The organism is Staphylococcus sp. HMSC62D11 (assembly GCF_001839145.1).
In the GTDB taxonomy this organism is placed as follows: Bacteria; Bacillota; Bacilli; order Staphylococcales; family Staphylococcaceae; genus Staphylococcus; species Staphylococcus lugdunensis.
This window is the reverse complement of the sequence record NZ_KV840181.1, coordinates 61,802-76,216: the sequence shown is the minus strand read 5'-3', so window position 1 is coordinate 76,216 and position 14,415 is coordinate 61,802. Positions and strand designations below refer to the sequence as shown.

Annotated in this window: 15 protein-coding genes and 2 tRNA genes; all 17 read right to left on the bottom strand. The window is 32.7% G+C overall.

Annotation, left to right across the window (positions count from 1 at the left end):
* Position 1: 1 nt before the first annotated feature.
* Positions 2-72 (bottom strand) — tRNA-Gly (locus HMPREF3267_RS02910).
* A gap of 16 nt (positions 73-88) precedes the next feature.
* Positions 89-174: transfer RNA gene (locus tag HMPREF3267_RS02905), tRNA-Leu, on the bottom strand.
* 307 nt (positions 175-481) lie between these two features.
* Positions 482-940: a SprT family protein gene (locus tag HMPREF3267_RS02900; RefSeq protein WP_002478981.1), complete on the bottom strand. Its 459-nt coding sequence runs from the start codon at positions 938-940 to the stop codon at positions 482-484.
* On the bottom strand, positions 933-3,083 hold the full coding sequence (locus tag HMPREF3267_RS02895) for a Tex family protein (protein WP_002478980.1): 2,151 nt from the start codon (positions 3,081-3,083) through the stop codon (positions 933-935). Before HMPREF3267_RS02895 ends, HMPREF3267_RS02900 begins: the two co-directional genes overlap by 8 nt.
* Before the next feature lie 118 nt (positions 3,084-3,201).
* Positions 3,202-3,972, bottom strand: coding sequence for an RNA polymerase sigma factor SigB (gene sigB, locus HMPREF3267_RS02890; protein WP_002461188.1), 771 nt, complete (start codon positions 3,970-3,972; stop codon positions 3,202-3,204).
* Positions 3,947-4,426, bottom strand: a complete 480-nt coding sequence (rsbW, locus tag HMPREF3267_RS02885) for an anti-sigma B factor RsbW (RefSeq protein ID WP_012990787.1) — start codon at positions 4,424-4,426, stop codon at positions 3,947-3,949. The genes sigB and rsbW overlap by 26 nt, the downstream gene beginning before the upstream one ends.
* 1 nt (position 4,427) lies before the next feature.
* Positions 4,428-4,754 carry an anti-sigma factor antagonist gene (locus HMPREF3267_RS02880; RefSeq protein ID WP_002461190.1) on the bottom strand — a complete coding sequence of 109 codons (327 nt, stop codon included), beginning with the start codon at positions 4,752-4,754 and terminating at the stop codon, positions 4,428-4,430.
* Positions 4,755-4,844: 90 nt separating this feature from the next.
* Positions 4,845-5,846, bottom strand: coding sequence for a SpoIIE family protein phosphatase (locus tag HMPREF3267_RS02875; RefSeq protein ID WP_002461191.1), 1,002 nt, complete (start codon positions 5,844-5,846; stop codon positions 4,845-4,847).
* Positions 5,847-6,278: 432 nt separating this feature from the next.
* Positions 6,279-6,629 (bottom strand): type II toxin-antitoxin system PemK/MazF family toxin, encoded by a 351-nt coding sequence (locus HMPREF3267_RS02870; RefSeq protein ID WP_002461192.1) that lies wholly within the window; start codon positions 6,627-6,629, stop codon positions 6,279-6,281.
* A complete protein-coding gene (gene mazE / locus HMPREF3267_RS02865) occupies positions 6,626-6,796 on the bottom strand; it encodes a type II toxin-antitoxin system antitoxin MazE (protein ID WP_002461193.1) in 171 nt (56 codons plus the stop codon). Before mazE ends, HMPREF3267_RS02870 begins: the two co-directional genes overlap by 4 nt.
* Positions 6,797-6,882: 86 nt before the next feature.
* A complete protein-coding gene (gene alr, locus HMPREF3267_RS02860) occupies positions 6,883-8,031 on the bottom strand; it encodes an alanine racemase (protein ID WP_062077878.1) in 1,149 nt (382 codons plus the stop codon).
* Between the two features lie 47 nt (positions 8,032-8,078).
* Positions 8,079-8,471, bottom strand: coding sequence for a holo-ACP synthase (acpS, locus tag HMPREF3267_RS02855; RefSeq protein WP_002461196.1), 393 nt, complete (start codon positions 8,469-8,471; stop codon positions 8,079-8,081).
* A gap of 11 nt (positions 8,472-8,482) precedes the next feature.
* A complete protein-coding gene (locus tag HMPREF3267_RS02850; protein WP_062077880.1) occupies positions 8,483-8,995 on the bottom strand; it encodes a PH domain-containing protein in 513 nt (170 codons plus the stop codon).
* Positions 8,982-10,496 (bottom strand): PH domain-containing protein, encoded by a 1,515-nt coding sequence (locus tag HMPREF3267_RS02845; RefSeq protein WP_062077882.1) that lies wholly within the window; start codon positions 10,494-10,496, stop codon positions 8,982-8,984. The genes HMPREF3267_RS02850 and HMPREF3267_RS02845 overlap by 14 nt, the downstream gene beginning before the upstream one ends.
* On the bottom strand, positions 10,489-10,971 hold the full coding sequence (locus HMPREF3267_RS02840; RefSeq protein ID WP_002492078.1) for a PH domain-containing protein: 483 nt from the start codon (positions 10,969-10,971) through the stop codon (positions 10,489-10,491). The genes HMPREF3267_RS02845 and HMPREF3267_RS02840 overlap by 8 nt, the downstream gene beginning before the upstream one ends.
* A gap of 324 nt (positions 10,972-11,295) precedes the next feature.
* Entirely contained in the window at positions 11,296-12,810 is a 1,515-nt protein-coding gene (locus HMPREF3267_RS02835; RefSeq protein ID WP_070823803.1) for a degradosome RNA helicase CshA, read from the bottom strand.
* A gap of 235 nt (positions 12,811-13,045) precedes the next feature.
* Complete coding sequence (gene murF, locus HMPREF3267_RS02830) at positions 13,046-14,404, bottom strand: UDP-N-acetylmuramoyl-tripeptide--D-alanyl-D-alanine ligase (RefSeq protein WP_062077884.1); 1,359 nt, start codon at positions 14,402-14,404, stop codon at positions 13,046-13,048.
* Between the last annotated feature and the right edge of the window lie 11 nt (positions 14,405-14,415).

Below are 14,415 nucleotides of genomic sequence, written 5' to 3'. Positions count from 1 at the left end.
GAGCGGGTGATGGGAATCGAACCCACAACATCAGCTTGGAAGGCTGAGGTTTTGCCATTAAACTACACCCGCATATATAATAGATGATTGGTGCGGCCGAGAGGACTTGAACCTCCACGGGATTTCTCCCACTAGGCCCTCAACCTAGCGCGTCTGCCATTCCGCCACGACCGCTGGCAAAACGCAATAAACTTATTCGTCTATCGAGAACAATAATAATTGTAATAGATTTGTAATTCAAAGTCAATTATAAATTAACTTTAATTTTACCTTCTTAACAACTTGTCAAATTCATAACTACTGTCTAGCACAACGCTATCCATAATACTATTATTACATCCTTATGTCAATACTTTTAATAATATAAAAAAGCCTAATCTTCTTAGTAAATTTGTTAATCACCATAAGCTTTTATTACACACATATGGCTATAGTGTTTCCTAATTTAATTTTGAAGATTAGACTTTCTCTATATCAATTATTATTTTCTATAATCCTGATTTAGTTTTAATTTCCCATTACATTTGCCACATCTCATGATTGAGATATTCACTCTTTTAATTCTTAAGTATGTTACGCCACATCTTTTACATTGGTATTCATAATTAGCACGCTCTTGATAGCTTTTGATTGCAGAACAAAATCTCGGTGCACCGACTTTGGCACTCAGTTCTTTGAAGTCATTATCTTTGTGCTGATATCCTTTGCCAGATAGATGCAAATGATAGTGACATAGTTCATGTTTAATAATATCCTTTAATGCCTTTAGTCCGTAATGTTTATATTGCATAGGGTTAAGCTCAATATTATGCGTTTTTAAAATATATCTGCCACCAGTCGTTCTTAGTCTGTTGTTAAAATACGCTTCGTGCTCAAATATTTTATTAAAATACTGCTTAGATATAGTTTCAGTTAGATTTTGCAATTCGTCATTATTCATTTGGATTAACCATTGTTAATGATACTTTTCCTTTTTGCTCATCTATATCTATTATCCATACATCAACAATATCTCCTACAGTTACAATATCCATTGGGTTTTTGACATATTTATTAGATAGTTTAGATATATGAACCAGTCCATCTTGTTTAACACCAATATCAACAAACGCACCAAAATCAACGACATTTCTCACAGTTCCACTTAATTTCATTCCTTTTGATAAGTCTGCTATTGAAAGTACATCTGATTTTAACAGTGGTGTTTCGAACTCGTCTCGTGGATCTCTGTGTGGTGCTTTTAAAGATTCAATAATGTCTTCTAATGTTGGAATACCTATATTTAATTTTGTAGAAAGTGAATTCACATCTAATTTACTTAATTTTTCTTTTAGTCCTTTCGTTCCTAACTCATTGATATCTAAATTCAGTTGCTGAAGTAATTGATATGTCGCTTGGTAACTTTCTGGGTGGATAGACGTATTATCCAGTGGCTCTGTTCCATCGATGATACGTAAAAATCCAATGCTTTGTTCAAATGTTTTAGCACCTAATCTTTTTACTTTACTGATTTCTTTATTATGCTTAATAGCACCATGTTGTTCACGGTAATCTATAATATTTTGTGCGATTGGTGCCGTTAAGCCGGATACATATTGCAATAATGATTTTGATGCTGTATTAACGTCAACACCAACTTGGTTCACAGCTGTTTCAACAACAAATGCAAGTGCCTGCTCAAGTTCTTTTTGATTAACATCATGTTGATATTGCCCAACTCCAATTGATTTTGGATCTATTTTAACCAATTCACTCAACGGATCTTGAACTCGACGACCTATTGAAACTGCACTTCTTTCTTCTACTTGAAAGTTAGGAAACTCATTACGAGCTACTTCAGAAGCAGAATATACAGATGCACCTGCTTCATTGACGATAATAAATTGAACTGATAATTGGTATTCTTGAATAACTTGTGCTACAAATTGTTCTGTCTCACGACTAGCAGTACCATTTCCTATTGCAATCAATTCTACATTATAATCTCTAATCATTTTTAATAATATGTTTTTTGCCTCTTGGACTTTAGATACAGGAGGATGTGGATACATCACATTCTTAGCAACAAAAGTGCCAAATGGATTAATTACTGCCAATTTACATCCTGTTCTAAATGCGGGATCAATCCCTAAAATTTGTTTACCACGCATTGGTGGTTGTAGTAATAAATGACGTAAATTCTCACTAAAAACATCAATTGCATGATGTTCTGCTTTATTAGTAAGATCTGATCTTATCTCTCGTTCAATTGATGGCATTACTAAACGTTTCAAACTATCGCTTATTGCCTCTTGAATAATACGACTTGCTTCAGTTTGATATTTTATTTCTCTTTTAGCAATAAACTGTTGAATATGCGTGATATCAAATTCAATTTTCACAGTCAATATTTTTTCTTTTTCTCCACGATTCACCGCTAAAACTCTATGGTTAGCTATTTTTTTAATAGGTTCGGAATAATCATAATACATTGAAAAAATTTCTTTTTCATCTTCCGCTTTTTTCTTTTTTGTCGTAACCAATTGCCCTTGATGGTACACATCTTTTAACAGTTTTGTACGATATGAAGGTTGATCTGCAATACGTTCAGCAATAATATCTTGCGCACCTTGGATAGCTTCTTCAACAGCGTTTACCTCTTCATTTAAGAATGAGGCTGCTTTTGTTGTTATATCTACGTCTAGTTTAGGTAACAGTAACCAGTCTACAAACGGTTCTAATCCTTTACGTTTTGCCTCGGTTGCTCGTGTTTTTTTCTTTTGTTTGTAAGGCCGATATAAATCTTCAACACGCTGTAATTTAGTCTGTTTTAAGATGTCTTGTTTTAATTCTTCTGTAAGCAATCCCTGTTGTTCTATATTATTAATCACTTCTTCTTTACGCTTTTGTAAATGTGCTACATATTGATATTCATCAGCTATTTGTTTTATTTCAACTTCATCTAAACCGCCAGTAGCCTCTTTTCGATATCTAGCAATAAAAGGGACTGTATTATTATCTTCTAATAACGATAATACTGCAGTAATTTGTTTTTTTGAAAATGAATAATTTTGTTCGATAGTTGCAATTAATTGATTGTCCATTGTTTTACCACACTTTTCTAGTAATTCATGCTTATTTTAACATATATTGATATCATCTTCTGATTTAAAAGATATTCATAGAAAAAACAGAGACCTTTACAAATGATGGTCTCTGCTTTTATTGTTTTGCAGCTTGTTGTAATTTTTTTATTGCCGTCCGTTGTAGTCGTGATACATGCATTTGACTCAGTCCTATACGCTCGCCAGTTTCTTTCTGACTCAAACCTTCTATAAATGTACATTGAATAATTTCTCGTTCACGCTCAGATAGAATAGGTAAAATACGTTCTAAAATCATTCTTTTTTCGGTCAAGTCGTAATTATCATCTTGCTGACCCATGATATCTAATAAAGTTACTGTTGACCCATCTTTATCAGCTTCAATCGAATGATCAACACTTAGCGCATTGTAACTTTGCCCCATTTCCATTGCTTCAAGCACTTCTTCTTCTGTAACTTCAAGTCTATTTGCAATTTCTGTAATAGAAGGTGATCGTTCTAGTTCATTTGTTAACTCATCGCTAACTTTTTTAATTCTAGGTCCAATCTCTTTAATACGTCGAGGCACATGTACACTCCATGTCTTGTCTCTTAAATATCGTTTGATTTCACCAATAACAGTTGGCACCAAGAATGCTTCAAATTTTCGATCGAACGAAATATCAAATCGATTGATTGCACCTATTAATCCAACCATTCCCACTTGAACTAAATCTTCATGATGTGATTGCCCTTTAGAATACTTGTAAGCAAGTGATTCAATTAACTTGCGATAATGTTTCACCAATTTATCTTGGGCTTCTGTACTCTTGTCTTCTTGATGCTCTTTAATCCATTGGTTTATTTGTTCAGGTGAAGTGTCATTAATTGATTTCGACTCTTTCGTCATTTTTTGGCACCTGCTCTTTTTTTATATTCTTAATCATACTGATCGTAACACCAGATTCTTTACAGACAGTAACTTCATCCATTAAAGATTCAATTAAAAATAAACCTAGCCCACCTTCACGTAAAAAGTCAATATTCTCATTATTATTATATGGCCCTAATTTTGCTTTAGTTGCTTCATAATCAAAGCTTTCTCCTTGATCGGAAATAACGATTTTAATTTGATTTTCTAGAATTTCAAAGCAAAGATTTATTCTACCGTTTTCTTGTTCGTTTTTATAAGCATGTTTTACTGCATTGGTCACCGCTTCACTCACAGCGATTTTGGCGTCTTCTATATCATCATATGATGCACCTGCTCTGGAAAACACGCCCGACAACGTTAAGCGAATTAAGCTTACATATTCAGCTGAAGCTGGTAATCTCATTTCAATATAATCGTGATTTCCAAGCATTTTATTCAACCTCCGTCCCTTCATTAACATGCATTAAATCTTTTAATCCTGTAATATCAAAAAGTCTACTAATTCGATCTGTCACGCCTAAAATATAAAGTTCTTTATTATGTTGATTTAATGCTTTTAGTGTTCCAACAAATAAGCCCAGACCAGTAGAGTCCATATAACTCACATTTGCTAAATTTACGTGAATATCTTTATCTCCTTCTTGTCGCATTGGAACTAAAACTTCTTCCAATTCTGGTACTGTATAGACATCCAGTTCACCAGCTACATTAACTTCATAATATTTTTCAAATGATTGAGTTTCTACATTAAGGTTCATATATTTACACTCCTAAATAAATTCATTTCACAAAATACATACGCTCTATTTATACCCACAACAATATTGTTATAACCACAATTTTTTATGCTAATTTACTCTTTTGATAATCAAAATTGTCATATCATCACGCTTGTTCGGATTTTGTATTTTTAAAATTGCTTCATATAGTAATTGTACAATATCTTGCGGATGCATATGTTTATATTTATGAATTAGATTTAATAAGTCCTTTTTTGAAATAAACTCACCCATTGAGTTTCGAGCTTCGGTTACGCCATCGGTAAAGATAATGATTAAATCATTGAGATTAACTGCAATTTCTTGTTGGTGATAACGTGTATTTTGACTTACACCCAATACGCGACCACGCACTTCAATTTCTTCAAATTCCTCGGTTTCCGCTCGATAAATATAACCTGGCTCATGCCCCGCCGAGCTGCAGTATAGTAAATGATTCATTTCCTCATATAAACCATAGAACATAGTTACAAACATATTTTGGTTAACATTTTTTTCAACAACTCGATTTAGTCGCTTCAATCCATCACTTGGCAATTGAGAGTGCCCATATGAGTCCATACCAAATTTGATCATACTCATAGCTAATGCGGCTGGAATACCTTTACCGATGACATCTGCAATCGCAAAACTCATCGTTCCGTCTTTATGGTCAATCAAATTAAAATAATCTCCACTTACTTTTTGTGCAGCAACTGATATGACGCCAATTTGTATACTGTCAAATTGTGGTATGTCAGCCTTTAACATAGTTTGTTGCAATCTAGAAGCTAAATCAATTTCTTTATCGTGGAATTGTAATTTATTTACTAACTTTTGATAATCTCGATAGCTGTAGCCAAATCCTCTAACTACTTCTTTTAAGACGTCTAATGTATCTAAAATTTTATGTTCTTCTAAGCTAAGAGAAGATATATAATTCTTATGTATTTCCACAATATCTTCAGGCAAAATATCTTTTTTAATCACTTCACTCGTGTAGTTTTCACATTTTTCTAGTAGCTGAGGTTGCACACCAGTAGCAATGCTTTCGTCTAATAATTCTTTATAGTGTTTTTTAAATTCTTCCACGACGTTTCCTCCTTACTACAACATTCATTATTACTTCAATGAAACGACCATTTATTTAACATAGGTTAAACATGAAACATTTCGCTCTAATAAGTCAAGAGTACCATAATAGCATAAGCAAATGGCAATAAAAACCTAGCTACTATTCTATCAGCTACATTTAATTTCTTTAATTTTTACTTAACACGTAGTCATTTTAAGCCAAAAAAACTTTAGGGAATACCTAAAGTTTAAACTCAAGACATTCTTTACCATTAACTTTTCAAGCTATTAAACAACGCTTAAGATTTGTTTCAGCTCAAGTATAAAATGTATGAGTATGTTTGATTAGAAGTATGTTAACTATGTTACATGAGCATTTAAAAGTTTCGAAAACAATGACCTATTATATATATAAAACTTTGAGTAATACATATATCTAATTCAAAAAATTTAATGATAGTTATGTAAACCTAGACTAATGTCTAGGGCATGATCTACTTCTTTCATTTTATCCTCAGAGAGATAAGTAAGTTTTTCTTTTAATCTTTTTTTATCTAATGTTCGTATTTGCTCTAGCAGAATAACAGAATCTTTATCTAACTTATATTTCTTTTTACCTATTTCCACATGAGTGGGTATTTTCGCTTTATTAATCCTTCCAGTAATTGCAGCTACAATTACAGTTGGACTATATTTATTACCGGTGTCATTTTGAATGATGACAACTGGTCTTACTCCCCCTTGTTCAGACCCTTGTACCGGTGATAAATCAGCTAAATATACATCGCCGCGTCTAATCATTCACTCTGATGATTGGAAGTTAGATAAGTTTCATTGCAATCACAAGCTTCACATTCAATTGGGAAAGCCTCTGTTGCTAGGGAGAGATTAAGGTCTGCCATCTGAGCATACCCTTCTTTTAATGACTGTTCTAGACTATGACTACGATTTTGATTAAAAGTTAGCATAAGAAGAACCTCCAGTGATTCTAAAAAAGTTATTATTAAACCTTTATTTAGTTTAATAATAACAAATTTTAGATGGAGTGACTACACTATTTTAATAAATCATTAATAATATATTCTTTATTATCAAATTTGTAAATTCTTGGCAAGCGTCGTCCAAGGTTGCATAACACTTCATAATTGATTGTTTTTTGTTGTTTTGCAATTGCATCTACTGATTGTATGCTATCTTGTTGTTTACTTATAACACATACTTCATCGCCTTCAACAATATCATCATTAATTTTAATGATTGTTTGATCCATACAAACACGGCCAATCACTTCACATTGCTGTCCTTTCACATTTACAAAATGCCCTTGCATTATTCTCAAATAACCATCTGCATAGCCAATTGGTATGATACCTATTTTTATAGGTGATTGTGCTGTATAAGTACTGCCATAGCTGACTGACTCACCAGGTTGTAGTTCTTTTGTTTGTACAATTTGGGTCATTAACTCAGCACTAGGTTGAAGTTCAATGTCAGCCTCTTCCTTTACATACTCTGATGGATAGTAACCATAAAGTGAAATACCTAACCTTACAGCATTACAAATATCTGCATCTATCATCAATGCACCAGCAGAATTTTGTGCGTGAACATAACGTGGCATATCCGTTGAAGTTACCCATGTTTTAAAACATTGATATTGCTGTTGTGCAGAATCTCCTGGTTCATCTGCACATGCAAAATGTGTATAGACACCTTCAAAAACAAGATGCTCGTGCTGTTCTATTAAATGAATGGTTTGATGGTATTCTGCTTGGTTTTTAATACCTAAGCGTCCCATGCCTGTATCAAGTTTAATATGCAACCACAGTCTTTTCTCATTATCATCATTGATAGCTTTAATAGCAGATGATAACCATGATTTTGAAGGGACCGTTATTGCAACTCTATGTTGAATTGCTTTATTAATATCTTCTATAGGTATAACTCCTAAAATCAATATTTGTGCTTTGATTCCATGCATGCGCAATTCTATCGCTTCATCTAAAGTTGCTACAGCAAAAAAAGAAGCGCCATGGTCCACTAAATATTGAGCAATTTGCACACTTCCTAAACCATAGCCGTTCGCTTTAATTACTGGTATCACTGTCTTATTATCATGTAACTGAGTGAATTGTCGGTAATTGTTATTAATTGCAGCTAAATCGACGTTGATATAGGTGTTTCTATAATACTTATCTGACATGTTATGTCCTCCTCGAAATGACCGTAACATATTATAAATGGATATTATCATATCTCATTTTTCTTATTTTTATTATATGCCGCTTCATCCATTTTTTCTAATAAAACTTGACTCATAGCATAATGATCACTATGTGTAATACTTACATGCACTTTAAATCCTGGATAGTCGATACATGGTTTTCCATAATCATCGTTATAACAATGGATATCATGAAAAGCAACAGTTTTACCTAGTCCAGTACCTAAAGCCTTACTAAATGCTTCCTTTGTTGTGAAACGTCCAGCTAAAAATTCAAGTTTTCTACGTTCGCTTGAAAAACTATGATAGCGCTGTTGTTCTCCAGGAGATAAAATACGTTCAATTAATTTGGGTTGTTTATCATTTAATCGTTGAACACGTTCAATTTCAATTAAATCAATACCTATTCCATAAATCATCTATTTAACCCTCATTCTATATCATTATTTTCATTATCAATGTTATCTTCATCAGATTGCTCAGCTTTTTGTTGTCGAATCATTTGTTTTAGGCGCTGTGCCTCTGCTTTATTAATTAATTCTACACTTGGAAAGCCACCAGCAGTAAAAAGTTTTACAGTTGCTAAATCATAAAATTGCATTAAAAAGCCTTCAGTAATATCGATGTTTTGAATTCTAAATAGTGGTATTGCTTGTGTTGAAACAAATATAATACCCGTCCGAATGTAAATTACATCAGCTTCTAATGAATAGCGAAAATTTTTATATTTTAACCAAGGATTCACAACAATAAAAATAACAATATATACACTAAAAAATATCGCTAGTCCAATGCTAATTTGCATTAAAGTTAGCCAGTGTAATAAAAAATAATTTATTAATATTGCTGCAATAAAAATGATACTTATAATTAGTAAAGTTATTGTTGCTGCAATACGCATGATTTTAGGTCCATTTTGATTCATATGATTATAAGTTGTCATTTGATTCACCTCTTAAAAATGTCGAAGTAACATTTTCAACTTTATGCTCATCTTCAAATTTCAACGTCACACCCTGGAAAATTGCACCTTTGGCTAGAATAAAGTTTATTGTAGCGAGACGAGCACGTTGCAAAAATGGGTGCTGTTCAGTTTCAATTTCAAGTATTTTATCTTTTTTAAAGTAATAACTATTTAACGTTAAAAATGTCAGTTCACTTACTGCAATTTCACTGTCATTTTGCGCCATTCCTGAACATTTAAAGTAGACCCAAGCATGTAATATTCTTATCAAAATTAATATTGCTGCAATCCCAAAGCTCCAAACACTCCAAAAATAGGTACCGATACTTGCTAAAATTAATATAATCACTGAAAAGATGAAGAAATGTCGATGAAAGCTTCTTAAAGGCATGCCTTTATCAATTTTGATAAAATCCATTTCTGGCACTAAATCAGCTAATATGCGATAAGCCTCATGCTGTTTAATAAAAGGTAAAATCATAACTCTACCTTTTGTACTGACATCTACTTCTGAAGTGACATCTGAATCGCTCGTAATAATAAAATGTATAGATGTATATCCAAATAATTTGCGTAATAATGACTGTTTTTCAACGACAGCCTGCAATCTATCAGTTGGTACTGTTATATTTTTTACATTTAGTAATCCATAAGATACTTTTAACTGACTATGCGATTGTCTCACTGTGTAATGATAGTACCGAATCATCATAATCGCCGTTCCTACAATATAACTTACGATAATAAGGGCAATAGTAATGACAAATACAATTTTAAATGCTGAATTCACCCAACTTAATATACCGTGAGTCAAACTATCCCATGGTATAAAGTCTTCTACCGAATTAAATATTGGACTGAGTGCTGCAAATGTCACACCAACAGCTCCACTTGTTAAAGCCATTAATAATAAAGTCTTAAAGGACATTTTAAATATAATATTTTGATTATCTGTTTGTTCATTGTCTAGTGATTGTGTATCTTGTAAATCATGTTTCTTATTTTCAAGTTGTAAGTCACCTTTTTGCAGTAATTCGAGTTGTTTATTTCGAATTGATTGTTCAATCATTTGGCTTTGTGATTTCGTAATTGTTTCTAATTCCACGCCATCGCTTGGCGTTTTTATTTGCAATTTGACACCATTAACAAGTTGATCGATAACACCTTGAGTGGTTTCAAACGACTGGATTTTTCGGACATTTAATTCTTTTCTATTTTTGTTAAAAACCCCATGTGTGACAATGAAGTGATCATCTTCTAACCAATATCTTGTACTATATACTTCTAAAATTTGTGACACTAACGATATTATAAAGAACATCAGCACTATACCTAACCCAATATAATCACGAATTTCTGAGAAATCAAATTGCCATATATTCACACCTACGACAATGGCAAATAAAATAATATTTTGTTTTATTGCATTATAAATACAGTTAATATAGGAAATAATATGTAATTTTTGAGGATTAGACATCTGTATCTACACCTCTCAAACCTTGTATGATTTTATCCTGTAATCGCAATGCTTCAGCTTCCGAAACAATAGGAAAACTAATTTCATGACCGGCAGTTGGTATTACTAACTTATTTAATTTCAATTTATACAACAACGGATTTGATTTAACATCGATTTGTTGCACACGTTCGATCTTGCTCATTTTATGTTTCTTTAAAATATATGTCTTCTTAATTTCTATATTATTGCCATCAAGACGATAGTATCTATGATGGTATAAGATATATGGGCTTGCAATCAAAGTGATAAACATGAGTACTAAATAGATAGCAGCAATATATATCAACCAATGGTACCAATGATTTGTGTACCAAAAATAAGTCAAAACACTCAAAACAATAAATTCAATTACAAAGTAAAGACTATACTTTATCCAGTAATATTTTAATGCCTGCTTAGGACTTTGCTTAAAAACATTGTCACTATAATCCATAAAGAACTCCTTCCTGAAATTTACGTTCATTATATCATAGAAGTAGTGGTAATTGATGGCTACTTAATACTTCAATGGAGGCACATAAATGGATTTATAGTTATAACATATAACACTCTAAGGTTTTAAATAATAATAGGCATTAAATTTGTATATAAAAAAGGAGCGTGACAGAATTCATAATGAATTCGTAGTCCCGCCCCAGCAAGGTTGACTAGGATTGAAAAAGCTTGGTATAAGCTTATTTTCAATCCAATCAACTACTACAATTATTTAGTTCATAGTTTAAGAGATGATTATGTCCCAGATTCAACAATAGTTATATTATTTTTGCATGTCAGCAAATGTACGTCCTTTTGTTGTACGATTCTTGCTTGATTTATCTTTACGATCGAAATTATTTGACTTTTTCTTATTATAATTACCTTTTGTACGTTTATTACGTGTTTCAAATTTTCCACCACGTTTTTTGTTACTTCTTCTGTGGTTTCCACCGTTCTTGTTTTGGCGATTTTTACGTGCTAAAGGTTTTTCGAATGTTAATTGAACTTCTACTTCATCATTTGCCTCAACTAATTCTTGAAGTAATGACGCAACTAATTCTGTTGAATCGTATTCTTTTAACAATTCGCTTGAAATACGTTGTAATCTTGGTTCATTATCTTTTGACATCCAGTTTTGAACTTTTTCTTTAATGTCATCCTCACGCGCTTTTAAAACTTCTTTACGATGCGGTGGTCTCAAAGCAGTCATTCTTCTACTATTAACTTCTTCAATTTGACGAATATAATCCATCTCAATTGGATTGACAAAGGTAACAGCTATACCTTCTTTACCAGCACGGCCAGTACGACCAATGCGGTGTGTATAACTTTCTGTATCTTGAGGGATATCAAAGTTATAAACGTGACTTACCCCTGAAATATCTAAACCACGCGCTGCTACATCTGTAGCAACTAAAATATCAATTTGATCATTTTTGAATTTTTTTAATACTTCTAGACGTTTGGCTTGTGTTATGTCTCCATGCAATCCTTCTGCTTTATAACCTTTTGATAATAAAGCACTTGTTAATTCATCAACACGGCGCTTTGTTCGACCAAATACAATGGCAAGTTCTGGTTGATGAACGTCTAAGAAATTAGTAAAAGTATCAAATTTTTCTAATTCTTTAACAATTGTATAATACTCGTCAATTTGAGGATCTGACATTTCATTGTTCATAGTCTTAACAATTTGAGGTGTTTTCATAAATTGTTGCACGAGTGCTTGAATCGCTTTTGGCATTGTAGCAGAGAATAGCATCGTTTGTCTTTGCTCTGCCGGTATCTTATCCATAATGAATCTCATGTCATCGATAAAGCCCATATTCATCATTTCATCAGCTTCATCTAATATCAATGTGTGAATGCCATTCGTTTTCAATGTTCTACGATTTAAATGATCAATAACTCGTCCAGGTGTTCCTACAACAATTTGAGGTCCTTTTTTAAGCGCCTTGATTTGACGGTCAATTGGCATACCTCCAAATACCGTAACAACCTGAACATTTTGTCCACGGCTAAACTCTCTTAATTGTTCTGCTACTTGCATCGCTAGTTCACGTGTAGGTGCTAAAATCAGTGATTGTACTCCTGATTTATTTACAACTTTTTCTATTAGAGGAATACCGAAAGCACCAGTTTTACCTGTACCTGTCTGTGCTTGTCCGAGGATGTCTCTTCCTTCTAATGCATAAGGGATACTGTCTTTTTGAATTGGCGTAGGTTCTTTAAACCCCATATTTTCTAGGGTTTGAACTGTTTTTTCAGAAATCCCTAAGTCTTTAAAATTTTGCAATATAATTCTCCTTTTATCTATTTATTTCTCGTCGTACTATTTACGTATACGTTCGTATTTGTTTCGTCAACTTCTTAATAGTACCACCTATATTATCTTATAGCAATAAAGGGTTTCTGCAATCAGATAGAAAAAATTTAATCATACATTGCTAAAAGCGCTTGGATAGGCTTTTTTTTATAAAAAATGACCTAATTATATTTTTCAATACAATTAGGTCTTGAACTACGTTATATTAAATAATTGCGTTAACAATATCCTCTAATTTATTACCTCTAGAGCCTTTCACTAAAACTTTGTCGCCAGCAACTAATTCTTTTTTCAATTGCTCTATAATTGCTTCTTTAGACTCAAAATGTTGTGCATGTGGTACATAGGGCTGTCCAGAACGATGAATATATTGTGCTTCTTCACCAAAAGTATATAGCTCATCAATATTTTTATTTTTTAAATATTCACCTATTTCTTCATGCATATGTTGACTGTTGTCACCTAACTCCAGACAATCGGCCAAAATCAATATTTTTCGTCCCTCCATATTACTTAACGTATCTATAGACGCTTTCATACTTGTTGGACTTGCATTATAGGCATCATTAATCACTGTAATTTGCTGTTCTGTTACATGTCTTTCCATGCGCATGCCAGTTAATTGGACATGTTTAATATTGTGTTGAATCATCTCATATGATAAGCCTAACTCATGTCCAACTGCAATGGCAATTGCAGCATTCCTCATATTATGAACGCCTAAAATAGGTAATTCATAATGTTCTGTATTATTAATATTAAAAGCAATACCATCATTTTGATTGGAATCAATTGTACAAACATACGTATTATGTTGTTCCAAGCCCACACTGATTAATTTCGCATGCTTTACTTGTGCTACATGTGGCTGTAATAGTGGCTCGTCCCCGTCATAAATAAAAATACCGTTATCTTTTAGTCCAGTAACAATTTCAGATTTCGCTTTTGCAATACCCGCTCTTGAACCCAAATCTTGCATATGCGATTCACCAATATTCGTAATCACGGCAATATCTGGCTCTGCAATACTAGACAATAATTCAATTTCATGAAATCCAGACATACCCATTTCTAAAATTGATATATCAGTGTCATAATCCAATTCTAAAATTGTTAAGGGCATACCAATTTCATTATTATAATTACCTTGCGTTTTTTTCACTTTAAACTGTGTTTTTAATACGCTCTCTATCATATCTTTAGTAGTCGTTTTGCCATTTGACCCTGTCACAGCTATCACTTTAGGTTGAACATAATTCAAATATGCTTTAGCAAGCTGTTGTAATGCAGTCAAAGTGTCAGAAACATAAATTAATGGTTGCTCTTCTAATGAAGAACCAATTTCTTGACCTGTTTGATAAAATGCAGCTGCAGCACCATCTTGTATACTTTGTTTAACAAAGCGATGCCCATCTACATGCTCTCCTTTAAAAGGAATAAATAACATTTGCGGTTGAACCGCACGTGAGTCAATTGTTACGCCTTTGATTTTAACATCTAAAAATTGGTCATCTATATCACAATCGATCCATGATTTAATTTGTCGCAAAGTTACTTCTATCATAATGACTTACC